We start from the raw sequence: 24,393 nt of genomic DNA, 5'->3' as shown, positions 1-24,393 counted from the left end.
ATTTACTCCTTCGGATTTTTAAATTTATTTTACAAGATTATCAAAATTTCACTAAAATGATACTTAATAATTATTATTATTTTATTTCGCTAATAAGGTCTAAAACTGAATTTTGAGCCTTTTTATCCCTTATATCAACTTTAAAATATACTTTAGCTATCTTTGGATCTGTGTTTTTTAGTACCACACTATCACCATAAGAAGTGTACCTGAGTCTTTTTGGATCTATTCCATTATCTATAAGCATTTTTAAAACGCTATAAGCCCTATCAGCTCCTAGCTTATAATCAGCCTCGTAATTACCATAATCATTTGCATATCCACGAACCTCAATGGCTACTGATTCGGGCATTTTTTTGATAATCATAGAAATAATATGTATGAAATTTATCATATCTGGATTATACACTGCATAGCTTTTTTCATCAAATTTAACACCAGTTGGGAGATCGATTGCTATTTGGTTTTCTGCTTGATCTAATGCAACTCTATATCGTTCATTATTTGTGTTTTCTTTTTTTGCTACGCTTTCGCTATTTTGCATAGCGATACCTGGTCCATCAAACTGTTTTTCATTTTTTGAGTTTTTGGAGCTATCTTTGACGCCTTTTGAATCTGGGAAGTCAAATACTTTTATTAACTCAGTTTTTAGAGCTTCAACTTTTGCAGTATTTACAGCAGAAATAGCATAAAGAGCGATAAAAAGTGCTAGCAAAAGCGACAAGAAATCCGCGTATGGTACAGCCCATTTTTCGCCAGCTGGACACTCCGGACACTTCTTTTTTTTTGCCATTTTTTACCTTAATTGAATTGAGAAACTTTTGGTTCGTTTTTATCTAAGAAGTTAAATAGTTTTGACTCCAAACTTCTAGGATTTGAACCCTCAGCGATACCTACAAGAGCCTCGACTATCATCTCTTTTTCTTTTATGATATCTTTTGCATTTCCCATTATTTTTGTTCCCCAAGGACCAAAAAATGCGTAAGCTCCCATGATACCAGTAACAGTAGCCGTAAACGCTCCAGCAATACCAGCTGCCATTGCTGCTGGATCATCAAGAAGCTGAAGTGCTAGCATCAGACCCATAACGGCTCCAACAAGACCAAATGTAGGACAGCTCTCGCCAGTTCTCATCCAAAAGTGTGCGCACTCGTGATAATACTCTTCAGTAGTTGCTATAGCAAGCTCAAGATTTTCTTTAACTTCGTCTATTGGCTGACCATCTACAAGCATACTAAGACCGCTTTTTAAAAACTCATCGTCTATTTGAGCTGCCTTTTGCTCTAGTGAAAGAATGCCGTTTTTTCTAGCAAGAGTGCTATACTCTACCATTTCATTTATACGTTTAGAAAGGTCTATTCCAGAGCCTTTAAATGCTACTTTTAGCTCTTTAAATGCTGCTTTTACGTACTTTTTATTTGTTGCTGTTACTGCTGAGAACATCGCAGTTGGAATAACTATAAGTAGTGAGCTAATGTGTATAACGTGAAGAGGATTTCCACCCTCTAATATATCGCCCACAGATATACTTGTAACGGCTAAAACCATACCAAATATAGTAGATAAATCCATAAAAATCCTAGGTTGTAAAATGGCTAATTATTGCATAAATAAGCAAAAAATTAACTTAATTTAAACAAATCCTTACTTTAGCTCACCCCAATTTTTAGCTATAGTTGAATTTGCTATTAAAGGAACATTTAAATTTACTGCATTTTGCATAAGCTCTTTGACTCTGTTTGCAAAATCATTTGCCAGATCATCTCTTACTTCAAATATAAGCTCATCGTGAATTTGCAAAAGCAGTTTTGCATCTTCGCTTAATAAGCTTTTTACGCCAAGCATGGCAAGCTTGATAATATCAGCCGCACTGCCTTGAAACTTCGTATTTACCGCTTCTCTTTCATACATTGCTACTTGCATAGGAGTGGCGTGAGAGAAGTCAAAAAGCCTTTTTCTGCCAAGCAAAGTCGTCACAAAACCATCGTTTTTGGCTCCTACTTTTATGCTCTCCAAAAACTCTTTTATGGTTGAAAACGCTTTGAAATACAGCTCAATATACTCTTTTGCACTTTTTTTATCAATGCCAAGCTCGCCACTTAGCTTGTTTGCTCCCATTCCATAAATAAGACCGAAATTTATTGATTTGGCTATGGCTCTGTTTTTAGGATCGCTCGTCCCAAATATACTTATAGCCGTTCTTGCGTGAATATCTTCGCCATTTTTAAACGCCTCTAGCAAAGCTGGATCCTTGCTAAAATGAGCTAGAAGTCTAAGCTCGATTTGAGAGTAGTCAAGAGAAATAAGACTGTAGCCATCTCTTGCTTCAAACACACTTCTCATCTGCTTTGCTAGGCTTCCACGCGCTGGTATGTTTTGGAGATTTGGATTTTTGCTTGAGAGCCTTCCTGTGGCTGTGCCTGTGTGGATAAAGTTTGTATAAACTCTTTGATTTGGATCTTTTAGGGCTAGTGCAAGAAGTGGCTCACAATATGTGCTTTGAAGCTTATAAAGCTCCCTATATTCAAGCAACTTTTGGATCACTGGATGAGTCTCCAAAAGCTCACTAAGCACACTCTCATCAGTGCTGTAACCTGTTTTTGTCTTTTTTTTGGTTGGAAGTTTGAGATTTTCAAAAAGCACAACGCCGAGCTGCTTGGTGGAATTTATATTAAATTTCTCCCCGCAAAGCTCGTAAATTTCATTCGTCAAACTCTTTAAAGCCGCTTCATTACTAGAAATCAGCTCTCTTAATTTATCAGTATTTAGCCTAATTCCGTTACTTTCCATATCAAATAATGTTAAAATAAAATCAAACTCAACTTCTCTAGCGATTTTTAGCAAATTTGGCTCAAGTAAGTTCAAAAATGTCTTATAAAAACGCAAAGTTATCCACGCATCTTCACTCGCATATTTAGCCGCACTTTCGCACTCCACACTCGCAAATGTCTCACCTTTAGCGACCACATCTTCAAATTTGATAGTCTTATAATCATAAAGTCTTAAAGCTAATGAGTCCATACCCACAGCACTGCTTGGGTCATAAAGCCACGCTAAAATCATCGTATCGGCGTAGTTTTTGGGTGGATTTAGATCAAAGTTATTTTTGATAATCCTAAAGTCATATTTGAGATTTTGTCCGACGACAAAGCCTTTGTAAATTTGGCTTATAGCCCATTTGGCAGTCTCTAAACTGATTTGTTTTGGGCAGCCAAGATATGAGTGAGTTAGTGGCACATAGTAGCTGATTTGCTCGTTAAAACAAAAGCTAAAGCCCACTATTTTCGCACTTTTTGCGTCCACGCCAGTGGTCTCTGTATCGAAGCTGATCAAAGTATCTTCTGTGATACTTTCTACTAAATTTACAAGCTTATTTTCATCAGTTATTAGCACAGAAGTGAAGCTTAGCTTTTTTTCATCTTTCGTGTTTTGGATCTGAGTTAGGAGGCGATTTAGCGAGTAATCTTCCAAAATATCTGTGATTTTTAGCAGAGGATTAGTCTGCGGGAATTTGGCATTATCAAGATTTGGGGTATCAAGCTCATCATACAAAGTCGCAAGACGCTTGGAAATAAAGGCATTTTCTTTGCTCTCAAAAAGCATATTTTTTGTGCGTTCGTTTCGTACTTGGCTCAAATTTTCATATAAATTTTCTATACTTCCAAACTCATCAAGCAGCTTTTTAGCGCCCTTTTCACCGATGCCTTTGACTCCTGGGATATTATCAGCACTGTCGCCACAAAGTGCGAGAAAATCCCTAACTTGTTCTGGATAAACACCGTATTTTTCATAGCAACCAGCTCTATCATATAGCTCTTTTTTGGCTGGGCTGTAGATAAAAACATTTGGGCTAATTAGCTGATAAAGGTCTTTGTCGTGCGTTACGACGCGGATTTCTAGCTCTTTATCTTTATTGTTTTTGACAAAGCTAGCTATGATATCATCAGCTTCATAGCCCTCAAGCCTAAGGCTGCAAAGCCCCATTTTTTCGATCATTTCTATACAAACTGGAAGCTGAGCTTTGAGCTCATCTGGCGGGCTGGTACGATTGGCTTTGTAGTTTGGATCAATCTCACTTCTAAAAGTTTTACCACCACTATCAAGGGCAAAAACGATATAATCGCTTGGAAAATCATTTTTGAGATTATGTATGAAATTGGCAAATCCATGCACCATTCCGCTTGGCTTGCCCTCTTTGTTCTTTAGCCCACTCATAGCATAATAAAGCCTGAAAAAAAATCCAAATGTATCAATAATAGTTAAGCTTTTCAACTTTTTCTCCTAAATTTATCACAAATCTTACAAAGTCCGGCTTTTTTTGCCATATTTCTAAATCCTATAAGTATAATTAGTCCAAAATAAATTCCCACAAAATCAAGCATAAATCCACTAGCAAAAGCACTAAATCCGCTAATTTTGCTCAAATTTAAAGCCACGCAAAGCAAGCTTGTCAGCACTAAAAATATCCATTTTTTATAACGCTCAATATCGTAAAAAAATCCAACGATGAAGCCTGGAAGCAAGCAGATAAAAGCGTGTAACATACAAATAAATATAAGAAATATTCCAGCCATTTTCACACCAAAAATTTACTAACGACGCTGATAATAGCTGTATTTGAGCGAAGTATATTTTTACATTTTAGACTAAATTTACGCTCAAATTTCGCTCTTTCGCTATCACTAAATCCACCCTCAGCTCCTACAAAAAGTAGCTCGCCAGCGTTTGCATTTTGCAAGCTCTCGCCGCCAAAATCCACCAAAGCCACGCTTTTATAAACTTCCAAAAGCTCATCTACGCTTTTAAAAATCTCAAATTTAATAATACTATTTCTGCCGCATTGCTCGCTTGAGCTTATCAAAATCCGCTCAAATCTAGCCAAATCTAGCTTAATATTTTTTTGCGAAAATTCAGTATAAACAAAAATAATTTTAGCCACGCCAAGCTCATTTAGACTTGGCAGAGTTTTTTCTATCACGCTTGGCTCGACCACAGCCCAAACCACGCTAAAATCACTCTCTTCGCTCTTTGGTAGCGAGCGAAAAACAAGCTCACAAACAGCACTTCTACCAAGTTCTTTTATCTCGTAAAGATAGCTATATCCATCTTGCAGATTTCTGATTTCGATGCGTTCGCCTAGCTTTACTCGCCTTGCTTTTAGATGATTGAAGCTCTCGCCCTTTATCTCCAAGCTCTCATTTCCAGCATTAATATCGTATAAAAATCTCAAAGCATCACTCCAAAAATAGTAGCCGCGCCAACTAGCACAAACTCGGTGCAAATCTTAACCAGCATAAAGCGTTTAAACGCTCCAAATTCCTTACTTATACGGACTTGTTTGAGCCTTTTAAATCCAATTGCGCCAAGCGGAATAAGCAAAATCCAGCAAATCATCATCAAAACAACGCTTAAGCTTAAGCTAAAATGCAAAATGGCTAAATTTAAAATGCCAGTAAAAAACACAAATGCCATAAAAAGATAATAAGTTGGCAAGAAATACATCAGCCTTTTGATATAGCCAAATTTGCTCGTATCACCTACAAAAACAAGCACCAAATGCACTCCAAGCAGCCAAAAAAGTGCCTTAGCAAACCAAACATGAAGCCCAAGACTCATCAAATAAGTTTCATTCATACTCTACTCCGCGACAGGCATAGGCGGAAAATCCTTGTCTATGCTGATATTTGCGTCACTTTTTGCAATCGGCACATCAGCTGGGACAACGGTGTTTGGCGTTACTTCTATCTTTTGCTCTTTTTTTTCAGAGCAAGCCACAAAAAACAGAGCCAAAACGCTCAAAATGATAGCAAATCTCATCAGCAATCCTTTAAATTTGTAAATCTATCTGCATTTTTTAGCCTTTCGTAAAAGCCAAAATCGTCCCATTCTTCCTTGATCCCATCGCTGAAAACAACCTCATCAAGATTTATAACGCCCATATTTCGGTTATAAGCATCTTCTTTGAAGCATTGAGCGTATCCTGTGGCTGTTTCATGCACGATGATGCTATGAAGCGTGACATCTCGTTCGCCATTTTGCATATTTGTAAGGCTTAAAAGCCTGTCAATTAGCACAAAAAACACACGGCTAAACTGCTCAGCACTTGGGTTATAAGGCAGCTCTATCCAGCGTTTGGAGTGCTTTTTGATATCGTTTTTGTACTCATCGCTATCTTTTGCATATAAAGTCGTCGTGTGGTCAAAACTATCAATTATTTGTTTAATTCCTTGTTTCATCAGACCAAAGTCATAGACCATCTCAGCGTTATCAAGGTAGTTTGAGCTTAGCAAAACTTCGCATTTATAGCTGTGTCCGTGGATACTTTCACGGCACCTTTTGGAGCTACAAAACCTAACTATATGGGCGTTTTCGTAATCATAAAGTTTTCTAATAATCATAAATTTCTCTTTGTTTTTGTTTTATTTTATCTAATATTTTATTAAATTTAAGATAGAATTGCCAAAAAATAAAGGCAGTTTCTTATGAATAATTTTACCTACCAATGTCCAACAAAAGTTATATTTGGCAAAAATTCCATAAAAGAAATAAAAAACGAAATACCAAAAAACGCCAAAGTCTTGGCGATTTTTGGCGGTGGAAGCGTGAAAACAAACGGAGTTTATGAGCAAGTCACTCAGGCTTTAGAAGGATTTTTTGTGCGTGAGTTTTGGGGCGTGGAGCCAAATCCTAGACTTGAAACTTGCCAAAAAGCTCTAAATTTGATAAAAGAGCATGAGATAGATTTTTTGCTTAGTGTGGGTGGTGGAAGCGTTTTGGACGCTACGAAATTCATCGCCGCGGCAGCTAAATTTGACGGTGAGATTTGGGATATAGTGGGGCTTAGAGCTAAATTTAGTGACGCCATGCCACTTGGCTGCGTGATGACCTTGCCAGCGACTGGCAGCGAGATGAACTGTGCTTCAGTTATATCAAACGGGGCTTTAAAAATCAAAAAAAGCTTTAAAAATCCACTCGTCTATCCACGCTTTAGCATCATCGACCCACAAACCACCTTTAGCCTGCCATTAAGACAGCTTAGAAACGGTATTGTCGATACTTTCGTGCATGTTTTGGAGCAGTACGCCACGCAAGATTTAAGCACAGATGTGCAAGATGGATTTTGCTTGAGCGTATTAAAAGCCGTGATACAAAATGCAAAAGCACTAGAAAGCGAGCCGCAAAACTACGACGTCAGGGCAAATTTATGCTGGGCGGCGACTTGCGCGCTAAATGGCTGGGCATCTCTTGGGTGTGTTCAAGACTGGTCAAGCCACGCAATCGGACACGAGCTAAGTGCGGCGTATGGAATAGATCATGGACTAAGCCTTGCAGTGGTCACGACTAGACTTTTGAGATACAATATCAAATTTAAATCCACCAAACTAGCCAAAATGGGGCGTGAGCTATTCGCTCTAAATGGTGATGAAATGAGCGTGGCGATGGCTTGCACGCACAAGATAGAAGAGCTTTTCGCCTCTACTGGCATAGCTACGAGCTTGGCTGAGCTTGGGCTGGATAAATTTGAAGTGGCAGAGCAAATATCAAATAGATTTAAAGAACGAAATTTAGTGGCTGGAGAACATGCAAATATCGATTACAAAGCAGTTAGACAGATACTTTTGGAGTGTTAGGTATATAGTTTTTTAATAAATAAAATAGTTTTTAATATAATATTTAATATAATCACTAACACAATTAAACTATAAGTGAGAAATACAGCCAATCAATGAGAGAATTTGAATTAAAAAATAGGCGTTATATAGGTAGCAAAGCAAAGCTTTTGGACTTTATAAAAAGCCAAATACTAGATATAAAATTTGATAGTTTTGCTGATATTTTTGCTGGAACTGGCGTCGTATCAGAATTTATCATTAAAGACACGGACGCAAAAACAATTATAATCAACGATTTTTTATATTCAAATCAGACAATTTACAATGCTTTTTTTAACCAAAGTAATTTTAATAAAGATAAACTTGCCAAAATTTCAAATTATTTTAATTCAATAAAAAATTTAGAAGAAAATTATTTTTCACTAAATTTTGGAAATAAATTTTTTAGTCAAAATGATGCCAAAAAAATCGGCTTTATTAGGGAAAATTTAGACAACTTGGAGTTAAACGATAAAGAGAGAAGTATTATTTTAGCCAGCTTAATTTATTCTTGTGATAGAGTTGCAAATACTGTGGGGCATTTTGAGGCGTATCGTAAAAAAGTACAATTTAATGACTGCTTTAAATTTGAACTTATCAAACCAATATCAACAAAAAAAAATATAATTATATATCAAAAAGACAGCAATGAATTAGCAAAAGAGATAAAGGCTGATTTGATATTTATCGACCCACCATACAATAGTCGTCAATATAGTCGTTTTTATCATATTTATGAAAACTTAGCACAATGGAAAAAACCTGAGTTATTTGGCATAGCCTTAAAACCAAAAGAGCAAAATATGAGTGAATATTGTCGCTCAAATGCACCAAAAATACTTGATGATTTGATACAAAATCTCAATACTAAATTTATAGCTCTTACTTACAACAATACATACAATTCAAAGTCTAGTTCATCAAAAAACAAAATAAGTTATGACCAAATCGTAGAAATTTTATCCAAAAAAGGCGATTTGAGTATAAAAGAGCAAACTCATATTTTTTTTAATGCTGGTAAAACAGATTTTGGCAACCACAAAGAATTTTTATTTCTAGTAAAGGTTAAGAATTGATACGCTCACCACTTTTTTACGTAGGCGACAAATATAAGCTTATGGAAGAGTTGCAAAAACTTTTTCCTAAAAAAATAGATAGATTTATTGAGCCATTTGTCGGTGGTGGAAGTGCTTTTTTAAACACGCAAGCCAATGTATATTTACTCAATGATATAGATCAAAATATAATCAAAATCCATAAATTTCTACTATCTTTTGCAAACCAGCCAAATAAACTTTTTGATGATATATTTGCTATGATAAATAGCTATGATTTAAGCTGTTCTTATCTTGGCAAAACTGCTCCAGATGATATGAAAAAAATGTATATAAAAACATACTATGCCAAATTTAACAAACAATCATACCAAAATCTAAAAAACGATTTCAACAAAAATAAAAACCAAATTTTATTATTATATATTTTGCTTATTTATGGTTTTAATCATATGATTAGATTTAATAAATTAGGCGATTTCAATCTCCCTGTTGGCAATGTGGATTTCAATAAAAATGTTTATAAAGCCATAAATGATTATCTAAATTTTATAAAAGACAAAAAATGCGAATTTTTTTCACAAGATTACTGTGATTTTTTAAATAAAATTGATTTCAGAAAAAGCGATTTTGTATATTGCGACCCACCATATCTCATATCAAATTCACAATATTGCAAAAATTGGAATGAAATGAGTGAAATTTTACTTTATCAAAAACTTGATGAACTAGATAAGAAAAATATTAAATTTGGTATTACAAATTTACTCCATCATAAAGGCAAAACAAATACAATTTTTGAAAAATGGTCTCAAAAATACAAAATTTACAACATAAAAAGTAATTACATAAGCTTTAACGATAACACAATAAAAGCAGATAGCAAAGAACTTTTTGTAATAAATTTATAAACAAGGCAAATAAAATGGCACGCAAATTTGAACAAAAAATTTTGAGTTTTTCTACCACCATAAGAAATCCAAAAAGAATACCAAATTTTTTAAAAATTTTATCTATTTTTGAAAACCAAATTTTAACAAATGAAATTATACTTAAAATCGTAAAAAATGTGATAAATGCTAAAATTTACTATCCACAACAACTTATGAATCTACATCCAAATTTAAAAGATATTTTTCAAAGCGAAGATGGTTTTAGTGATGATGAACTAGAATTTATAGTCCAAAACTCAGAACAAAATCACAAGGAAAAAGGCTTTGAAAAAGGCTGGGAAAGCAGGTTTGATACTTGGTATAAATTGATGAAAGAATTTGGATTTTGTTATTATCAAAAAAATAAAAAGATACTAATAAGCAATACTGGCAAAATGCTCATCAATAGTATAAAAGATGATAACAGTATCGATGATGAAATTGTATCGAATGTTTTTTTAAATGCAATGTCAAGGTATCAAGTAGGCAATCCTTTTAAGAAAAATTCAAATCTAACAACGCCATTTGTTTTGCTCCTAAAATTAATAGAAAAACTTCATACTTGCGACCCAAATTCAACTGGGATTTATAGAGATGAGATAAGCATACTTTTATGCTACCCAAACAACAATGTTAACGAACTTTTTGCGACTATTTTAAACTTACGAAATGAAATTTATAAAATTTCAAAACTAAATTTTGGATACAGCGATGAGTTCATTTACGAAAAATGTTTAAAATTATTAAATTCAACAAATGAAACAAGATTTAAAATAAGCCAAATTACAGGTGAGGCAATTGATGAATATATTAGAAAAATGCGTATCACTGGACTTATTTCACTTCGTGGAAATGGCAGGTTTTTAGATTTTAATAAAAATGAAATGGTAAAAATTAACTACATTTTATCCAAGCCAATACCACAATATGAAAATTTCCTAAACGATAACGATGAAAAGGCTTTTGAATTTTATAAATATATGTCCCAAATAGATGAAAATTTCACTCAAAGACAAGAAACAGAAGAAACTAGCCAAAATATAAAGCTACAAAGTCTTGAAAAATTTGCATTAAACTATGATAAAAACTTCATTAAAGACGAACTACTAATAACCTGTTCTAAAAACAAAAAATCAGATGATATGGTTCTAAAATTGATTGATAAACCACTTAGATTTGAGTTTTTAACATCCATAATTTTAAAACAAGCTTTTAAAAATGCTGAGATTTTGCCAAATTATATCTGTGATGATGAGGGAATTCCTATAAGATTTGCCAGTGGAAACAAAGCCGATATTATCGCAAATGATAAAAAATGCGAAAGCTATATTGAAGTTTCTTTGATGGCTGGTCGTATACAAGTGGCAAATGAAATAATACCAATAGAACGTCATTTACTCAAAAACATAGAAAATTCCCAAAACAAAAAAATTAAATTCAGTATTTTTGTAGCACCACAAATTCACGATGATGTCAAACGTTACGTGGATTTTTCAAAATTTGATAAAAATATTGATATCTTGTGTTTTAGCTCAGATGACTTCATAAAGAAACTTGAAAATACCGATGAGCTTTTTGATATGTGTTTAAATAGTATTTAAAGGCTAAATCTACACACCCTCTTTGTCATTCCAAAGCCTGATATGAAGTCTATCGCTGTAATTAAAGCCGTGATTTATGCAAAAGTTTGCCACATTTATGGCGTTTGCGTTTAGCTCGGAGATATTTTTGCCAAGAGGCATGCACCACACTTCGCCGTTTTGCAAGGCTAAAATCTCTCTTATCTCATCAAGCTCGTCCCCACGCACTACAAATTTATAAAACGCACTAGCATTTGCAAATAGCGATTTTAAGGCTTTTTGATTTAATCTTTTTGATTTTGGTTCGCCACTTATGGCTAGTTTGGGACTGATAGCAAATTTGCATTTTTTATAGATTTCAAACTGATTAAAATCCACAAAAACAGTGCCGTTTGTCTCAAAATGTACTTCATACTCACGCTCCAAAAGCCACGCTATGAATTTTTGCAAATCAACGTCTTTATGCCAAAGAAGAGGTTCTCCGCCAGTTAGGACGATGATAGGCTTAAATTTGAGATTTTCTACTAAATTTTTTAAACCCACAAAGTCAAATTTAGGATAATCAAAATGCTTGATAGCAACTGCTCTTATCGTGTCGCACCCGACCAAAATCTCGCCAGTTTTAGGTGATTTCATCTCACAGCCAAAGCCTTTGCAAGACAGATTGCACCCAGCCAAACGGATAAAAAATGAGTATCTACCTTGGAATTTCCCCTCGCCTTGGATGCTGGCGAAATGCTCGACCACGCTTATCACTATCAGCCGCCTGTTTGGTAAAACGCCCTACTTGATATCTCGCCCTTGCCGTCATTTTCCCATTTGTTTTTTTCTGGTTTGTTGGCGATGACTTCACGTAGGATTTCGCAAGCTTTTTTGATATCTCCAGCTCTCATGGCCTCTCTTATGCTTTTGCCATCTTCATAGTAAAGACAAGGTATCAGCAAGCCCTCAGCACTCAGCCTTAGGCGGTTGCAAGTAGCGCAAAAATCATGCTTATGTGGATCGATGATACCAAATTTATACCCATCTTCAAGCTTAAAAAGACTTGATGGGCTATTTGGGCTTTTTGTTATCTCTTTTAGATTGTATTTTTGGCATATAATACCTAGAATATCATCTTTTCTTAGACCTTTTAGCTCTCCACTTGCGTGGCTGTTTTCCATAAACTCTATATAGCGGATTTGAGCGTTGCAAGACTTGGCAAAGTCCATAAGCTCCACTAATTCAGCGTCATTTACGCCTTTTAAAGCCACAGTGTTTAGCTTCACACCAAATCCAAGCTCGCAAGCTGTTTTTATGCCCTCTAAGACGTGTTCTAGCACATCTTTTCTAGCCAAAAAATTAGCTTTTTTTGGATCAAGGCTGTCAAGAGAGATGTTTAGGCGTTTTAGCCCAGCGTCTTTGAGTGCTTGGGCTTTTTTAGCAAGTAAAAAGCCGTTTGTGGTCATAGCTAGATCAAGACCTGGCTTGTAGCCATTTATCATGGCTATGAAGTTTTCTATGCCACTTCTGACAAGAGGTTCGCCACCAGTCAGACGTATCTTTGTGACGCCATTATCAAGGCAAATTTTAATAAACTCAAACATCTCTTCATAGCTTAAAACGCTTTGATGACCTAAGTTTTCTATGCCCTCTTCTGGCATGCAGTAGCGACAACGAAAATTGCACCTCTCAGTAACTGAAACCCTCAAATAATCAACAACTCTACCATAGCTATCTATTAGCATCAAATCACCTTATGAACTTTTAAAACCATACTCACCCTACCCACGCTAAGCCTGAGATCCCTTGCTATGCTCTCTATACTTTTTCCAGAATTATACAGCTCTACTATGCGATTTTCTTCTATGTCAAAATCAGGTGGCGTGAGCTTATTTATCGTTCTTGTTCGCTCTTCTAGATTATACATTCTGTTTTGTTGGTCATCTTTGAAGCTACCTATGGCATTTTCCATAGTTTTTAGGCTTTCGATGATAGGAATTACTTTCGCATTTACTGCTTCATTTACGCTAAACTCAATACTTCTTGCAACTTCTTGCATATCCAAAGGCTCGCTAGGAGCTGGCGGGATCTGCATATTTTTTAGCTCTTTTTTTAGCTCGTAATTCTCTCTTATCAAGCTTTCTAAGATGATTTCAAATTTAGCAAATTTCTTGGCTGTTTGACTATCTTTTGCTAACATAAGAGCAAACAAAACTGCCAAAATCACACCAAAACATAGATATATGAGTATGTCATTGCTCATCGTTTTTTGCTCTCCTTATCTCTAGTCTTTCGCTTTCAGCTACGTACGCGCTCCACTCTCTCTCATCGCCCTTTGAGACCCTAAATATCTTAGCTGTGTTTGTATCTAAAGCTCTGAAATATACTAAAATCTCTTTTTTGATAAATGTCGGAAGCAAAATCCTTGCAAAATATATCTCACCCTCTTCTAAGCACTGGACGCCAAATTTAAACCCTTCAAAGCCTATATGAGTCGCAGTTTCCAGACTCTCAAGTGGGATTTGTGGAGATTTTTCATTTTTGATTAAATTTGAAAGCTCATCGACTTTTTTGTAGAGTTCGACTAGGAGTTTTACGGTAAGCGGATCTGAGTTCGCACTCTCGCCACGTGCTTTTTCTAGGCTTAGCCACTCATCTATGCTAGATCTACTTTGGCTAAATTCAAGCTCAAATTCACCGTTTAAATCCTTTTGAAACTGCACCAAAACCCTAGAGGCTATAAGTCTAAAATCTACCATAAATCTATCCAAACCAAGATAAAAAACATAATCCCCAAATATCCATTTAGCGTGAAAAATGCCTTGTCTATCTTATTAAAATCTGCTCTTACTATCGTGTGTTCTTTATAAAGTATAAAAGCTGAGAGCAAAACAGCCAAATACGCCCAAAAACCAAGCCCGCCAGCCCACACAAACAAAGTCCAAAAAATAACGCAAAGCCCGTGAAAAAGGGCTGAAATAAACATCGATGATTTTTGTCCATAAATAGCTGGAATGCTAAAAAGTCCAGCACCTTTGTCATAATCAATGTCTTGGAGCGAATACAACACGTCAAATCCGCCAACCCAAAAAACCACGCCAAGGCAAAGCAGCACTGACCACAAAGGCACTTCTCCACTCACTGCAATAACCCCGGCAATAGGAGCTAATCCAAGACAAAATCCAAGCACCACGTGAGCTAGGCTAGAAAATCTCTTCACATAAGAATATCCACCAAGAATAGCCAAAAATACAAAACTAAGCCAAAATGCCAAAGAGTTGATGAAAAACGCTACGACCACGAATATAACAGCGTTTGCTATGATAAAGGCTTTTAAATTTGCTCTGCCGATACGTCCATCGACGCTTGGGCGAGATGAGCAGCGTGGATTTGGTCTATCGATGTCCTCATCAAGCAATCTATTCATCGCCATAGCGTAGTTTCTAGCACTTACAGCGCAAAGCACGCCAAGCACCAAAAGCCCAAACCCAAACCACATAGAGCCGCTTCCACTCTTGCTAGCTACAATCATCGCTATGAAGATAAACGGCAAGGCAAAAACAGAGTGCTTAAACACGATAAGCTCATTAATATCTTTTAAAATTTGTATAAATTTAGCCATTATTTTCCTTTAAATCGTTTATTTTATCCAATTTTTACTAAATTTAGCTTTTTTTGATAAAATCACACTAAAAAAAGGCTAGAAATGTTTTATGAATTTGGGCTTATCGGAACTACAGCAAGTGGCAAAAGTGCTCTAGCTATCAAGCTAGCTAGCAGGCTTGGTGGCGTGATTCTTAGCCTTGATTCGCTTTGTCTTTACAAAGAAATAGACATCGCAAGCGCCAAACCAAACGCTGATGAACTAAGCCAAATCAGGCATTTTGGAATAAATTTGGTCTATCCTGATGAGCATTTTTGCGTGGGGGATTTTATCAAAGAGTATTTCAAGGCTAGAGAGTTTGCCATGTCTAATGATATTCCACTCATTATCACTGGCGGAAGCGGATTTTATCTCTCAGCCATGCTGGGTGGGCTTAGTCCAAAGCTGGATGATAGCCCAAACTCGCTTAGCAATAGCCAAATTTGGGAACTTGTGCTTCAAAACGACCCAGAATTCGCAGCCAAATTTAGCCAAAACGATACTTTTAGAATGCAAAAATGGTATCAAATTTACACCCAAACTAGCCAGATCCCAAGTTTATGGCTGAAGCAAAACACAACTGAGCCAATCATCAAAAATCTAAAAATATTTGATATTGTTTGGGATAAAGATGAGCTAAGATCTCGCATAGCCCAAAGGACAAAAGCCATGCTAGAAAGCGGGCTAATAGATGAAGCAAAGGGCTTGTTTGCTAAGTATCCAAATGACGTAAAAGCCCTAAACTGCATAGGTTTAAAAGAGTCCAAAGAGTTTCTAAATGGCGAGCTTGGCGATATTGATCCAAGCTTAAATAGCTTAAATTTAAACGACAAAAAATCGTCTTACTACAAGCTTTTTGAACTAATTTCCACGCATACAGCACAGCTTGCCAAACGCCAACGCACTTTTAATGCGTCTAAATTTAAAGACAAAATAAATGTGAGTTTTGAGAGTGGATTTGAGCAAATTTTAGCTAATTTATAAGCTTATTTTGCTCTTTGCAAAGCTCTTTCCAAGGCGAGCTAAAGTTTGAGCTGACGCACTCACTCACATAAGGTTTGGCTGAAGTGAAGTCGTTTTGGTTGATGTAAATTTCGCCCACTTGATACAAGGCTCTTTGTCTTTGCTCTGGATTTAGGCGGATTTCAAGCAAGGATTTGGCGACGTTTAGGGCTTCATTTTGCCTTGAGATTTTCATCAAAGCACCTATATATATGAAGTCGATTTCTGGGCTAAAAGTAGTAATTTTGAGCTTTTCTTGCATATCTACTGCTTTTTTAGCGTAGTTTAGTGCTGCGCTATCAAAGCCCTTTAGACTTGCGTATTTTGCTGCTATATCATAGATCTCAACTAGTCTTATATCATTGCCTCTAAGGCTTTCAAGAGCGTTTATACTAGAGATTGCGTCTTCAAATTTATTTAGCTTGATAAACGAATAAAAACGGTAAAAAATCGCCTCAGTCGGATCTGAATATTTGATAGTTGAAGCAATGCTTAGAGCCTCATCACAAGCCCGTATACAATCCTCATACCGACCAAGCTCAAATAGCGTCCTACTCACTCTTGCTAGCCATTCTACGCGGTCGTGCAGATCATCATCTTTGATGTGTGGCAAGGCTAAATTTAAGGCGTCTTCATACTGAGCTGTTCGCATGTAGCAGCCATATAGTTTAAATTTATCTTTTATATCTTCTTTTAGATCATACTCTTTTACTAGCCTTACGCTTAGTTTGCAATCGCCATTTTGGTTTGCACTGTTTGCTAAGATAAGTGCTGAATTATGTAAAATTTGACTAACTTCACTACTATTTAAATCTAAAATTTGCTCTTTGTAGCTTAGCACCTTTGGATATTTTTTCTCATCATAATAGAGCTTAATATCTTGTAGCATAGCCTTTTTGCCAATATCTAAGCCAGTATATTTGCTCATCAAATTTGCATAATGCTCGTGGAGATTTGGAGCAGTTTGATTGATATCAAAAAACAATCTATCAACTCCAGCTGAGATTTGGCTCATATATTCGCTTGTATTAAACTCTTTTTGATATTTTACGAGATATTCATAAGCTGCTTTTTTCTCATCTGTTTTAGACAAGGCAAGGGCTAGATTTCTTAGAGATACTTCATAGTAATTATCGCCTCTTTTGGAGTTTTCAAAGATGATTTTATAGATTTGAGCGGCAGTTTGAGGCATATTTTTATCTCTAAAGGCGTTTGCTATCTCCATAGAATCAGCAATATCTTCTAGTAGATACTCTTTGTTTGCGGTTATGACCTTTTGTATATATGCGTTTGCTTCGTTGAATTTTTGCTGAGTTATACTAGCTCCAGCGAGTCTGATAGCTGCTCTGCTTACTATGGCGATATCTTTTGATGAGTAGAGTATATCTTCGTATAGATTTAAAGCGTCATCGATTTTGCCTTTTACAAGTAGCTTATCAGCGTAAGTAAGTATCGCCATCTTAGTCCAAGCAGAACCAGGATGCTCTGTCATCAAAATATCTAAAGCATAGTTGGCGTCACTTTGCATCTCTTGGGTCAGATATGCGTTCATTACTAAGTACAAGACCTCTGGATAATTCCTATCTGAAGCAAAGCTTTTCATCCATAATTTTGCGTCTGTTATTATCTCATTAGCGTATTTTTCAGCTGCTCTATAGTCATCAGATCTTTTAGATATTTTATCAAGCGATCTAAGCGCATAAAGCCAAAACTCACTAGCAAAAATGCTGTTTGGGTGCATACTTATAGCTTTTCTTGAATCTCTCAAAGTCTCATTATAAGCGCCGTCTTCATAGCTTTTTTTGATACCTAAATAAAGCCCTATATCTCCACTTTCTTCATACGTGATTGGGGCTTTGTTCAGATCCAAAGCACCAACTGTTGGCAAAAGCATATTTGGATAATATATAGGAAAATTTATACCGTCATTTATCTCTTTTGGGACTTGACCTATTGTCTTATCAAGAACGATAGTAAAATGCTTAGACTCTGGTATATTTTGGACTTTTGAGTCGTAGTTTTCATACAAACTTCTATTCAAATTTAAAATCTCAGAGCTGATTTTTGGCTCTATTATGACATCATAGCCATTTTTTTGCTTTTCAAAAGACAGATTCATAAATGGCAGATTTTGATTTGAGACTTTTGGATCTAACAGACCATCAACATGGCAGATATAAAAATTTTGATTATCTTTAGTTAGCTTTTTGTTGCAAGTCATGTTTTTATCATCTTCTAAATGAATGATATAATACTCGCTCCCACTACGACTTCCAGTATTTATGGTAAGGCTGAAAGCAAAGACATTAATAGCGGTCAAAATAGCTAAGATAAAATACTTCATGGCTTAATTATATCATAAAACTAAACACTCATACCATCAAGATTTACCCGTGGTTTTATGGCAAGCTCGCCAACTTGGGTAAATTTGGAGTTTTGATACTTAGACGTGGCTACTCTTGCTATCATCGCTGCGTTGTCGCTGCAATATTTTAGCGGCGCATACATCAAATTTGAGCCAAATTTATCACATAAAATTTGAAGTTTTGATCTAAGAAGCAAGTTTGCACTAGCCCCACCGACCACGCCAAAGTTTTTAAATTTATACTCACCAAAAATCTTTTCAAGCTTATCAAGAATGTGTTCTATGGCTGAGTTTTGAAAAGATACTGCAATATCGCTTTTATCAGCTTCACTAAGCTCTCCAAGCTTTTCTATCTCTACTCTGACTTGGTTTTTTAACCCTGAAAAGCTATATTCTATGCGTTTATCATGCTTGAGCGGAACTGTAAATTTAAACCGTTTTGCGTCGCCATTTTGGGCTAATTTTTCTATGATAGCACCACCTGGATAGCCTAGATTCATCATTTTTGCGACCTTGTCAAAACTCTCCCCAAAGCTATCATCACTCGTGGTGGCAATGACTTTTATGATGCCATTTTCACCGATATTTAGCACCATTGTATGACCGCCACTTACTAGCAATACTCCAAGTGGGAGCGTGATTTGCCTATCTAAAAATAGCGAATAAATATGTCCGATTAAGTGATTTACGCCAATTAATGGCACTCCAAGAGCGACGCAAAGCGACTTTGCCACGCTTACTCCACCTATCAAGCTAACGCTAAGTCCAGGCTCATTTGTCACGCCGACTGCTTGTATATCTTTAAAATACGGGCTAATCTCTTCAATCAAATTTGGCAAAGCTGCCGTGTGAAGACGAGCTGCAAGCTCTGGCACCACGCCACCAAATTTAGAATGCTCTGCTTCTTGGGTGATTTTTTTGTAAAACTTTAGCTCATAAGTTTGAGCGTCCATTAGAGCCACTGAACTATCATCGCAACTACTCTCAATACCTAATATCATGAGCTTTTACCGTCTTTAAACTCGACCAAAAACATACCGATAAATTTATCGCCGTCCTTGCTTTGCTCGTATAATTCAACCCGAAAAATATTTCCTTTTTTATCTATAGAAAAGCTTTTTTTTATATCTTTTTTACTTATTTTTATATTTGATTCATCAACTGGCTTGGAGCCGTATCCTATGACATTTACTCTGATTTTATCTTTTTTCAATACCTTTATATATGAGCTTACTTCTATCTTTGAGCCGAGTTCTATCTGCTCTTTTTTGTCATCTACTTCTATTTCGATACTGCTTGTTAAATTTGAATAATCAATAAACTCAGGCACGAGTTTTGTCAAAATTTTGTTGCCATAATGGACCGTATATCCGTTTTTATCTTTGATAAGTGCTGCAAGCGGGCTTGTGCAATTATACTCCAAAGCTGTGTCTTTTGGGATAGGAACATAGCCGATTTTGGCTCTTGGATTATTCAGGCTTAGGTAGAATTTGTTGTTAAACAAAACGATTTCTATCTCTTTTTCTATTTCTTTTTTAATGCTTTTTGGATTTAGCTCAAATCCCCTTTGAAACTCTATTCCAGCGATTTTAAGATACTCTTCGATAGCCAAAAGATGATAATAAACTCTCTCATGACTAGCTAAAGATTTGCTAGCTTCATTTGCAAAGGCTGGTTTTGCGTTTGTGATAGCAAAATATGTTAAGGATTTTAGCATCTCTTTATCGCCCAAAGCTGTGTTTGTGTTGCGTAAATAATACTTATGCTCGTCATCTATGGCGTTTTGATTTACTTTTTCTATGACTTGAGTGGCAATGGCTTTTAAATTTGAATACGGGCTTGGAAATTCTAGTTTTTCTTGATCAATTATCGCGCTATTGCCCCAACGACGCGGATTTTTCATCTCGTTTATGTATGTCGGTCTGTAAAAGCCACTTCCGTCATGCAGATGAATCACCATAGAAACGTTTTGATCCAAAAGTAGCTTTTTGATACCATTTACACTTTTTATATCTGGATCATCTGGACTAATACTAGCAAATTTACGGTTCATATCGCCAAAAGCCCCGCGGTCGTTTTTGATAATGCTATCAAAATTTAAATTTGGCACAACCCAAAGCGAGCCTTTTGTCACGTTGTATTCAGTAGCCACCAAGCTAGCAGCTAGAAATCCACCTGGCTCATCGCCTTGAATCCCGCCTATCAAAAGGACTGTGTTATTGTCATCCACGCCCTTTTTGATGAAAGAATACGTCAGGTCGTTTGCATATAAATTTACGCAAAAAACACCAATCAATAAAACTTTAAACAACTTGTACATGCCACGGTTCAAATCTAACTCCATCTAAGTTCTTTTTTGTATATCTTATGGATACATATTTTAAAGAAATAAGTTTTTTAAACTCTTCTGTTCTTATGAATTCCTCTGTAAAGTTCAAGGCTCCAAAGCCCTTTTTGCCAACGTCAAAATCGCCTATGCTATGATAACTATGAGCTGGCGGGGCTAAGGATTTGCTAGCTTTTGTTATGTTGTAGCCACTATTTTTTATCTTATTCATATACAAAAATAGTTGCTTAGAAACGCTTCTTACCCCACTTGTTAAAAATAGTGAGCTTCCGACATCTCGCAAGAGATTTTCGTAAGCTTGATGAGCTAAACCTTTAAAGAGATAATGCCCTGTTAAAGGTATCTTGATAATGTCTTTTTGATTTATTGCTTCAGTTAGGCTACTGCAAGTTTTATTGCCGTAAAATCCATATTTTGACGGATCTTCTCCATAAAGCTTTTCTATCAAATTTAGCTCAACTTGGCTGAATTTTTCTATCCTTGAAGAGTATTTTGCAGCTACTAAAACCTCATCAAAACTTATGATATTAAATTTACCAAAACCAACTTCATTTTGGACTGATTTTAGCTTCGCAAAAACGCTATTAAAAGTAGCAATTTCATCGCTAGCGACAAATTCATCACTACTTCCAAAAGCTAAATTTGGCAACAAACCAGCTCCAACTAAAGCCAAAAAACTATCTTTTATAAACTCACGCCTACGCATTAGTATCCGTCATAACCTTGAAATTTATCTGTTTTTGGAAGCACTAAATTTAATAAAACACCCATGATAGCACCAAGTCCAATTCCGCTAAAACTAGCAAAACCAAAATCAAACACCATTCCGCCAATGGCAAAAACCAAAATGAGCGAAACGATTATCATATTTCTAGGATCTGCAAGATCAACTTTGTGTTTGATTAGCGTTTCCATGCCCACGCTAGCGATAATTCCAAAAAGCAAAACCATAATTCCGCCAATTACGCAAGCTGGGATAGTGGCGATGAACGCCCCAAGCTTCCCAACAAATGCAAGCAAAATCGCAGTTATCGCAGTCCAAGTCATAATACCTGGATTATAAGCTTTTGTTAGGCGAACTGCTCCAGTGACTTCTGAATAAGTCGTATTTGGCGGACCACCAAAAAGTGCAGCCGCACTAGTTGCTAAGCCGTCGCCCAAAAGTGTGTTTTTAAGTCCTGGATTTTTGATAAAATCAGTCTTTGTCACGTTTCCAATAGCCAAAATATTTCCTATATGCTCGATTGTAGGAGCGATAGCCACTGGTATCATATAAAGCATTGCATTTAGCTCAAATGTAGGGGCTGTGAAGTTCGGCAAGGCAAACCAACTAGCCTTTGAAATAATAGAAAAATCAACAATTCCATAAAATATAGAAACCACGTATCCCACGCCAACGCCTATTATGATCGGGATTAGTTTCATCATCCCACGACCAAAAACAATAGCCATAATAGTCGTTAAAAGCGTTATTCCAGCGATCGTTAAAGAGACTTCACTACTATAAACAGCGCCTTTACCCATCGCCATATTAACTGCACTTGGTGAGAGTATGAGTCCGATTGTTATGATGACAGGCCCCACCACGACTGGCGGCAAGAGCTTGTATATAAAATCTTGTCCCTTAAAACGCACGATGAAGCTTAAAACAACGTAAAACAGTCCAGCTGCGACAAGCCCACCCATAGTAGCGCTAAGCCCCCACTGACCGACGCTAAAGGTAATTGGAGCAATAAATGCAAAGCTACTTGCCAAAAATATCGGTACAACACGCCTTTTCGTGCAAAGCTGAAAAATCAGCGTCCCGATACCAGCTGTAAAAAGTGCTACATTTATATCAAGTCCTGTTAAAATCGGCATCAAAACAAGCGCGCCAAACGCCACAAACAAAAACTGTACACCAAACAAAGCCTCGCTCGTCCTAAAGTGATAACCGTCGTATATACCTTCTTCTTTCATTAAATTCCTTTACAAAACTCTCTAACTTTTTGATTGATTTCAAATACATCTTCTATGGATTTTATACTGCTTGAGCCAAATTTATCCAAAGCCTTAAAGATATTTTCCGAAATATCCAAAAATCCAGCCTTGCCTTCTAAAAATTTATAAACAGTCTCATCATTTGCAGCATTTATTATCACGCCAAGATCTGGATTTTTTAGCACTTCATCTTTTAGAGCAAAAATCCTATATTTATTCAAATTTATTGGTCTAAATTTAATGCTTTTAAGCTCTAGCAAATTTACATTTTCCAAAATCTCTTTTTCCCCAAGACCAATGGCGTGGGCGATTGCTAGTTTCATATCTGTTTTTGAGAGGTGCGCTGTGCTTGAGCCGTCTACAAAATCGATAAGCGCATGAATGCTTGAAGTTCGCTCTATGCAAGCGTCTATGGATTTGGTAGAATACAGATAATACGCTTCAAGCACCTCAAAAAGCTTGTTTGCCATGGTCGCACTATCTATCGTGATTTTAGCTCCCATATCCCAATTTGGGTGCTTTAAAGCCATTTGTGGGGTAGCTGTTTTTAGCTCTTTTTGGCTAAGATTATAAAATGCCCCGCCACTTGCAGTGATGATTAGTTTTTTGATTTTGGGGCTAGATTTTAGCAAAAATTTAAGCCCAAAATGCTCGCTATCAATAGGATTTATCGCCTCAGTATCAAGAAATTTCCCACCAGCTACAAGGCTTTCTTTATTGGCTAAAGCTAGTTTGAAGCCAAGCTTTTGAGCGTGATAGCTTGGCTCAAGCCCGTCAAATCCTACTAAAGAATTGATAAGCAAATCGCCTTCAAACTCACTCTTACAAGCTTTCAAAAACTCCACCATGCCATCAATTTGTGTAAAAACATGCTTGTGATTTATATATTTTTTTAGATTTTCATCTTTTATATAGACGAGTTTTGGGTTAAATTTAGCTATTTGTTCGTTTAGCTCTTTATAGTTTTTATAGCAAGCCAGTGCATTTATTTTTATCCCATGCTCGCCAGCAAGCAAACAGGCGTTTTTGCCGATGCTTCCTGTGCTTCCAAGTATTATCATGCAAGCACCAAAAACATAGCCACAACGCCAAATAAATAGCCGTCCATTCTATCAAGCAAACCGCCTTGCTCGCCAAGCAATGTCCCGCTATCTTTGACATCAGCTCTTCTTTTTAAGTAGCTTTCAAACAGATCTCCAAAAACACCAAGTAAACTAACTAAAACGGAGCAAAAAACTGCCATAATAAGATCAATATCGATAAATATCAAAGCAAAAACGCTACCCAAAACGCTACCCAAAACAAAGCCACCAAGCACGCCTTCTAAGGTCTTGTTTGGGCTTGAAGCTGAGAAGCTGTGTTTGCCAAAGGCTTTGCCACAAAAATACGCGCCACTATCGCTTAAAATCACTGTAAAAATCAGCCAAAACAAGCACGCCATGCCGTAATTTTGATAAAGTGCAAACATCATAAAAACAGGCACTGTCGGATACAAAAATGGAAGCAAAAAGTTGATATTATCTGATTTTGTGTAAGCTAAAACCGAAGCTATCACGATTAAATTTAATAAAATAACCTTAAAAATATCGTTTATTCCACCTAAAAATGGCAAAATAGCAAAAAAGGCTAAGGCGATAAAAACAAGGCTTTTTTGCTCGATTTTAAACAGTTTTAAGCTCTCCAAAAATGAAATCGCCAAAATCCCACCAAATATTAAAAAATTTAGCCAAAATATATCAGCCAAAGCAACGACCAAAAAAACCACAAATAGCGATACGCCAGTTATTATACGATTTTTCATTTATTTTCCTTTGCGTGGGATTTTATCCAAATTCAGATAAAAGCTTACTTTAAA

Annotated in this window: 25 protein-coding genes; 5 read left to right on the top strand and 20 right to left on the bottom strand. The window is 36.2% G+C overall.

The genetic code is table 11. From position 1 onward, the window contains the following. Positions 1 to 76: 76 nt before the first annotated feature. The 8 genes from motB to CIG1485E_RS01195 all read right to left on the bottom strand — a co-directional run bounded on the left by motB (position 77) and on the right by CIG1485E_RS01195 (position 6,398). A complete protein-coding gene (motB, locus tag CIG1485E_RS01230) occupies positions 77 to 793 on the bottom strand; it encodes a flagellar motor protein MotB (protein ID WP_038452824.1) in 717 nt (238 codons plus the stop codon). A gap of 8 nt (positions 794 to 801) precedes the next feature. Continuing rightward, positions 802 to 1,572 carry a flagellar motor stator protein MotA gene (gene motA, locus CIG1485E_RS01225; RefSeq protein WP_038452821.1) on the bottom strand — a complete coding sequence of 257 codons (771 nt, stop codon included), beginning with the start codon at positions 1,570 to 1,572 and terminating at the stop codon, positions 802 to 804. Positions 1,573 to 1,644: 72 nt separating this feature from the next. After that, positions 1,645 to 4,272, bottom strand: a complete 2,628-nt coding sequence (gene polA, locus CIG1485E_RS01220) for a DNA polymerase I (protein WP_038452819.1) — start codon at positions 4,270 to 4,272, stop codon at positions 1,645 to 1,647. Beyond that, the gene (locus tag CIG1485E_RS01215; RefSeq protein ID WP_038452817.1) at positions 4,269 to 4,574 is read right to left on the bottom strand and encodes a hypothetical protein; all 306 of its coding nucleotides are present in this window, start codon (positions 4,572 to 4,574) and stop codon (positions 4,269 to 4,271) included. Before CIG1485E_RS01215 ends, polA begins: the two co-directional genes overlap by 4 nt. Before the next feature lie 2 nt (positions 4,575 to 4,576). Further along, complete coding sequence (locus CIG1485E_RS01210; protein ID WP_038452815.1) at positions 4,577 to 5,230, bottom strand: 16S rRNA (uracil(1498)-N(3))-methyltransferase; 654 nt, start codon at positions 5,228 to 5,230, stop codon at positions 4,577 to 4,579. Beyond that, entirely contained in the window at positions 5,227 to 5,634 is a 408-nt protein-coding gene (locus CIG1485E_RS01205) for a hypothetical protein (protein ID WP_038452813.1), read from the bottom strand. The genes CIG1485E_RS01210 and CIG1485E_RS01205 overlap by 4 nt, the downstream gene beginning before the upstream one ends. 3 nt (positions 5,635 to 5,637) lie before the next feature. Beyond that, positions 5,638 to 5,817, bottom strand: coding sequence for a hypothetical protein (locus CIG1485E_RS01200; RefSeq protein WP_038452811.1), 180 nt, complete (start codon positions 5,815 to 5,817; stop codon positions 5,638 to 5,640). After that, on the bottom strand, positions 5,817 to 6,398 hold the full coding sequence (locus CIG1485E_RS01195) for a 6-pyruvoyl trahydropterin synthase family protein (RefSeq protein WP_038452809.1): 582 nt from the start codon (positions 6,396 to 6,398) through the stop codon (positions 5,817 to 5,819). The genes CIG1485E_RS01200 and CIG1485E_RS01195 overlap by 1 nt, the downstream gene beginning before the upstream one ends. 84 nt (positions 6,399 to 6,482) lie before the next feature. On the opposite strand from CIG1485E_RS01195, the gene CIG1485E_RS01190 reads away from it, so the two are divergent. From CIG1485E_RS01190 to CIG1485E_RS01175, 4 genes are all read left to right on the top strand, one after another. Beyond that, positions 6,483 to 7,631: an iron-containing alcohol dehydrogenase gene (locus CIG1485E_RS01190; RefSeq protein ID WP_038452807.1), complete on the top strand. Its 1,149-nt coding sequence runs from the start codon at positions 6,483 to 6,485 to the stop codon at positions 7,629 to 7,631. 95 nt (positions 7,632 to 7,726) lie between these two features. Beyond that, positions 7,727 to 8,728, top strand: coding sequence for a DNA adenine methylase (locus CIG1485E_RS01185; protein ID WP_038452804.1), 1,002 nt, complete (start codon positions 7,727 to 7,729; stop codon positions 8,726 to 8,728). Beyond that, positions 8,725 to 9,618, top strand: coding sequence for a Dam family site-specific DNA-(adenine-N6)-methyltransferase (locus CIG1485E_RS01180; protein WP_038452802.1), 894 nt, complete (start codon positions 8,725 to 8,727; stop codon positions 9,616 to 9,618). The genes CIG1485E_RS01185 and CIG1485E_RS01180 overlap by 4 nt, the downstream gene beginning before the upstream one ends. Before the next feature lie 14 nt (positions 9,619 to 9,632). Further along, positions 9,633 to 11,240 (top strand): AlwI family type II restriction endonuclease, encoded by a 1,608-nt coding sequence (locus CIG1485E_RS01175; RefSeq protein WP_038452800.1) that lies wholly within the window; start codon positions 9,633 to 9,635, stop codon positions 11,238 to 11,240. A gap of 9 nt (positions 11,241 to 11,249) precedes the next feature. Here CIG1485E_RS01175 and CIG1485E_RS01170 read toward each other — a convergent pair whose 3' ends face one another. The 5 genes from CIG1485E_RS01170 to mqnP are packed head-to-tail and all read right to left on the bottom strand — an operon-like array spanning position 11,250 to position 14,823. Then, positions 11,250 to 11,978 carry a 7-carboxy-7-deazaguanine synthase QueE gene (locus CIG1485E_RS01170; protein WP_051870890.1) on the bottom strand — a complete coding sequence of 243 codons (729 nt, stop codon included), beginning with the start codon at positions 11,976 to 11,978 and terminating at the stop codon, positions 11,250 to 11,252. Continuing rightward, positions 11,978 to 12,946: a GTP 3',8-cyclase MoaA gene (moaA, locus tag CIG1485E_RS01165; protein ID WP_038452798.1), complete on the bottom strand. Its 969-nt coding sequence runs from the start codon at positions 12,944 to 12,946 to the stop codon at positions 11,978 to 11,980. Before moaA ends, CIG1485E_RS01170 begins: the two co-directional genes overlap by 1 nt. Further along, a complete protein-coding gene (locus CIG1485E_RS01160) occupies positions 12,946 to 13,464 on the bottom strand; it encodes a DUF6115 domain-containing protein (protein WP_038452795.1) in 519 nt (172 codons plus the stop codon). The genes moaA and CIG1485E_RS01160 overlap by 1 nt, the downstream gene beginning before the upstream one ends. Beyond that, on the bottom strand, positions 13,454 to 13,960 hold the full coding sequence (locus tag CIG1485E_RS01155) for a hypothetical protein (RefSeq protein ID WP_038452793.1): 507 nt from the start codon (positions 13,958 to 13,960) through the stop codon (positions 13,454 to 13,456). Before CIG1485E_RS01155 ends, CIG1485E_RS01160 begins: the two co-directional genes overlap by 11 nt. Beyond that, positions 13,954 to 14,823: a menaquinone biosynthesis prenyltransferase MqnP gene (gene mqnP, locus CIG1485E_RS01150; RefSeq protein WP_038452791.1), complete on the bottom strand. Its 870-nt coding sequence runs from the start codon at positions 14,821 to 14,823 to the stop codon at positions 13,954 to 13,956. The genes CIG1485E_RS01155 and mqnP overlap by 7 nt, the downstream gene beginning before the upstream one ends. An 84-nt stretch (positions 14,824 to 14,907) precedes the next feature. Here mqnP and miaA point away from each other — a divergent pair, with 84 nt between their 5' ends. Beyond that, positions 14,908 to 15,828 carry a tRNA (adenosine(37)-N6)-dimethylallyltransferase MiaA gene (miaA, locus tag CIG1485E_RS01145; protein ID WP_038452789.1) on the top strand — a complete coding sequence of 307 codons (921 nt, stop codon included), beginning with the start codon at positions 14,908 to 14,910 and terminating at the stop codon, positions 15,826 to 15,828. Here the strand turns inward: miaA and CIG1485E_RS01140 are convergent. From CIG1485E_RS01140 to CIG1485E_RS01110, 7 genes are read right to left on the bottom strand one after another with little or no spacing between them, the layout of a single operon-like run. Beyond that, entirely contained in the window at positions 15,818 to 18,190 is a 2,373-nt protein-coding gene (locus CIG1485E_RS01140) for a tetratricopeptide repeat protein (RefSeq protein ID WP_038452786.1), read from the bottom strand. The genes miaA and CIG1485E_RS01140 overlap by 11 nt on opposite strands. Before the next feature lie 20 nt (positions 18,191 to 18,210). Then, the gene (tsaD, locus tag CIG1485E_RS01135; protein ID WP_038452784.1) at positions 18,211 to 19,212 is read right to left on the bottom strand and encodes a tRNA (adenosine(37)-N6)-threonylcarbamoyltransferase complex transferase subunit TsaD; all 1,002 of its coding nucleotides are present in this window, start codon (positions 19,210 to 19,212) and stop codon (positions 18,211 to 18,213) included. Next, positions 19,209 to 20,555, bottom strand: coding sequence for a M99 family carboxypeptidase catalytic domain-containing protein (locus tag CIG1485E_RS01130; RefSeq protein WP_407637573.1), 1,347 nt, complete (start codon positions 20,553 to 20,555; stop codon positions 19,209 to 19,211). Before CIG1485E_RS01130 ends, tsaD begins: the two co-directional genes overlap by 4 nt. Beyond that, positions 20,515 to 21,264, bottom strand: a complete 750-nt coding sequence (locus CIG1485E_RS01125; protein WP_038452782.1) for a D-alanyl-D-alanine carboxypeptidase family protein — start codon at positions 21,262 to 21,264, stop codon at positions 20,515 to 20,517. Before CIG1485E_RS01125 ends, CIG1485E_RS01130 begins: the two co-directional genes overlap by 41 nt. Continuing rightward, positions 21,264 to 22,517, bottom strand: coding sequence for a uracil-xanthine permease family protein (locus tag CIG1485E_RS01120; RefSeq protein ID WP_038452779.1), 1,254 nt, complete (start codon positions 22,515 to 22,517; stop codon positions 21,264 to 21,266). The genes CIG1485E_RS01125 and CIG1485E_RS01120 overlap by 1 nt, the downstream gene beginning before the upstream one ends. Continuing rightward, a complete protein-coding gene (locus CIG1485E_RS01115) occupies positions 22,517 to 23,599 on the bottom strand; it encodes a 1-deoxy-D-xylulose-5-phosphate reductoisomerase (RefSeq protein WP_038452777.1) in 1,083 nt (360 codons plus the stop codon). Before CIG1485E_RS01115 ends, CIG1485E_RS01120 begins: the two co-directional genes overlap by 1 nt. Continuing rightward, on the bottom strand, positions 23,596 to 24,339 hold the full coding sequence (locus tag CIG1485E_RS01110; protein ID WP_038452775.1) for a phosphatidate cytidylyltransferase: 744 nt from the start codon (positions 24,337 to 24,339) through the stop codon (positions 23,596 to 23,598). Before CIG1485E_RS01110 ends, CIG1485E_RS01115 begins: the two co-directional genes overlap by 4 nt. Positions 24,340 to 24,393 lie beyond the last annotated feature (54 nt).

The organism is Campylobacter iguaniorum, assembly GCF_000736415.1.
GTDB classification, from domain to species: domain Bacteria; phylum Campylobacterota; class Campylobacteria; order Campylobacterales; family Campylobacteraceae; genus Campylobacter; species Campylobacter iguaniorum.
This window is presented reverse-complemented; position numbering and strand designations above follow the sequence as displayed.

What these genes read in the sequence shown, in the direction of transcription:
- motB (WP_038452824.1), bottom strand. Translation starts at nt 793, where the DNA reads ATGGCAAAAAAAAAGAAGTGTCCGGAGTGTCCAGCTGGCGAAAAATGG.
- motA (WP_038452821.1), bottom strand. Translation starts at nt 1,572, where the DNA reads ATGGATTTATCTACTATATTTGGTATGGTTTTAGCCGTTACAAGTATA.
- CIG1485E_RS01215 (WP_038452817.1), bottom strand. Translation starts at nt 4,574, where the DNA reads ATGGCTGGAATATTTCTTATATTTATTTGTATGTTACACGCTTTTATC.
- CIG1485E_RS01205 (WP_038452813.1), bottom strand. Translation starts at nt 5,634, where the DNA reads ATGAATGAAACTTATTTGATGAGTCTTGGGCTTCATGTTTGGTTTGCT.
- CIG1485E_RS01200 (WP_038452811.1), bottom strand. Translation starts at nt 5,817, where the DNA reads ATGAGATTTGCTATCATTTTGAGCGTTTTGGCTCTGTTTTTTGTGGCT.
- CIG1485E_RS01195 (WP_038452809.1), bottom strand. Translation starts at nt 6,398, where the DNA reads ATGATTATTAGAAAACTTTATGATTACGAAAACGCCCATATAGTTAGG.
- CIG1485E_RS01190 (WP_038452807.1), top strand. Translation starts at nt 6,483, where the DNA reads ATGAATAATTTTACCTACCAATGTCCAACAAAAGTTATATTTGGCAAA.
- CIG1485E_RS01185 (WP_038452804.1), top strand. Translation starts at nt 7,727, where the DNA reads ATGAGAGAATTTGAATTAAAAAATAGGCGTTATATAGGTAGCAAAGCA.
- CIG1485E_RS01175 (WP_038452800.1), top strand. Translation starts at nt 9,633, where the DNA reads ATGGCACGCAAATTTGAACAAAAAATTTTGAGTTTTTCTACCACCATA.
- moaA (WP_038452798.1), bottom strand. Translation starts at nt 12,946, where the DNA reads ATGCTAATAGATAGCTATGGTAGAGTTGTTGATTATTTGAGGGTTTCA.
- CIG1485E_RS01160 (WP_038452795.1), bottom strand. Translation starts at nt 13,464, where the DNA reads ATGAGCAATGACATACTCATATATCTATGTTTTGGTGTGATTTTGGCA.
- CIG1485E_RS01155 (WP_038452793.1), bottom strand. Translation starts at nt 13,960, where the DNA reads ATGGTAGATTTTAGACTTATAGCCTCTAGGGTTTTGGTGCAGTTTCAA.
- mqnP (WP_038452791.1), bottom strand. Translation starts at nt 14,823, where the DNA reads ATGGCTAAATTTATACAAATTTTAAAAGATATTAATGAGCTTATCGTG.
- miaA (WP_038452789.1), top strand. Translation starts at nt 14,908, where the DNA reads ATGTTTTATGAATTTGGGCTTATCGGAACTACAGCAAGTGGCAAAAGT.
- CIG1485E_RS01140 (WP_038452786.1), bottom strand. Translation starts at nt 18,190, where the DNA reads ATGAAGTATTTTATCTTAGCTATTTTGACCGCTATTAATGTCTTTGCT.
- tsaD (WP_038452784.1), bottom strand. Translation starts at nt 19,212, where the DNA reads ATGATATTAGGTATTGAGAGTAGTTGCGATGATAGTTCAGTGGCTCTA.
- CIG1485E_RS01130 (WP_407637573.1), bottom strand. Translation starts at nt 20,555, where the DNA reads ATGGAGTTAGATTTGAACCGTGGCATGTACAAGTTGTTTAAAGTTTTA.
- CIG1485E_RS01125 (WP_038452782.1), bottom strand. Translation starts at nt 21,264, where the DNA reads ATGCGTAGGCGTGAGTTTATAAAAGATAGTTTTTTGGCTTTAGTTGGA.
- CIG1485E_RS01120 (WP_038452779.1), bottom strand. Translation starts at nt 22,517, where the DNA reads ATGAAAGAAGAAGGTATATACGACGGTTATCACTTTAGGACGAGCGAG.
- CIG1485E_RS01115 (WP_038452777.1), bottom strand. Translation starts at nt 23,599, where the DNA reads ATGATAATACTTGGAAGCACAGGAAGCATCGGCAAAAACGCCTGTTTG.
- CIG1485E_RS01110 (WP_038452775.1), bottom strand. Translation starts at nt 24,339, where the DNA reads ATGAAAAATCGTATAATAACTGGCGTATCGCTATTTGTGGTTTTTTTG.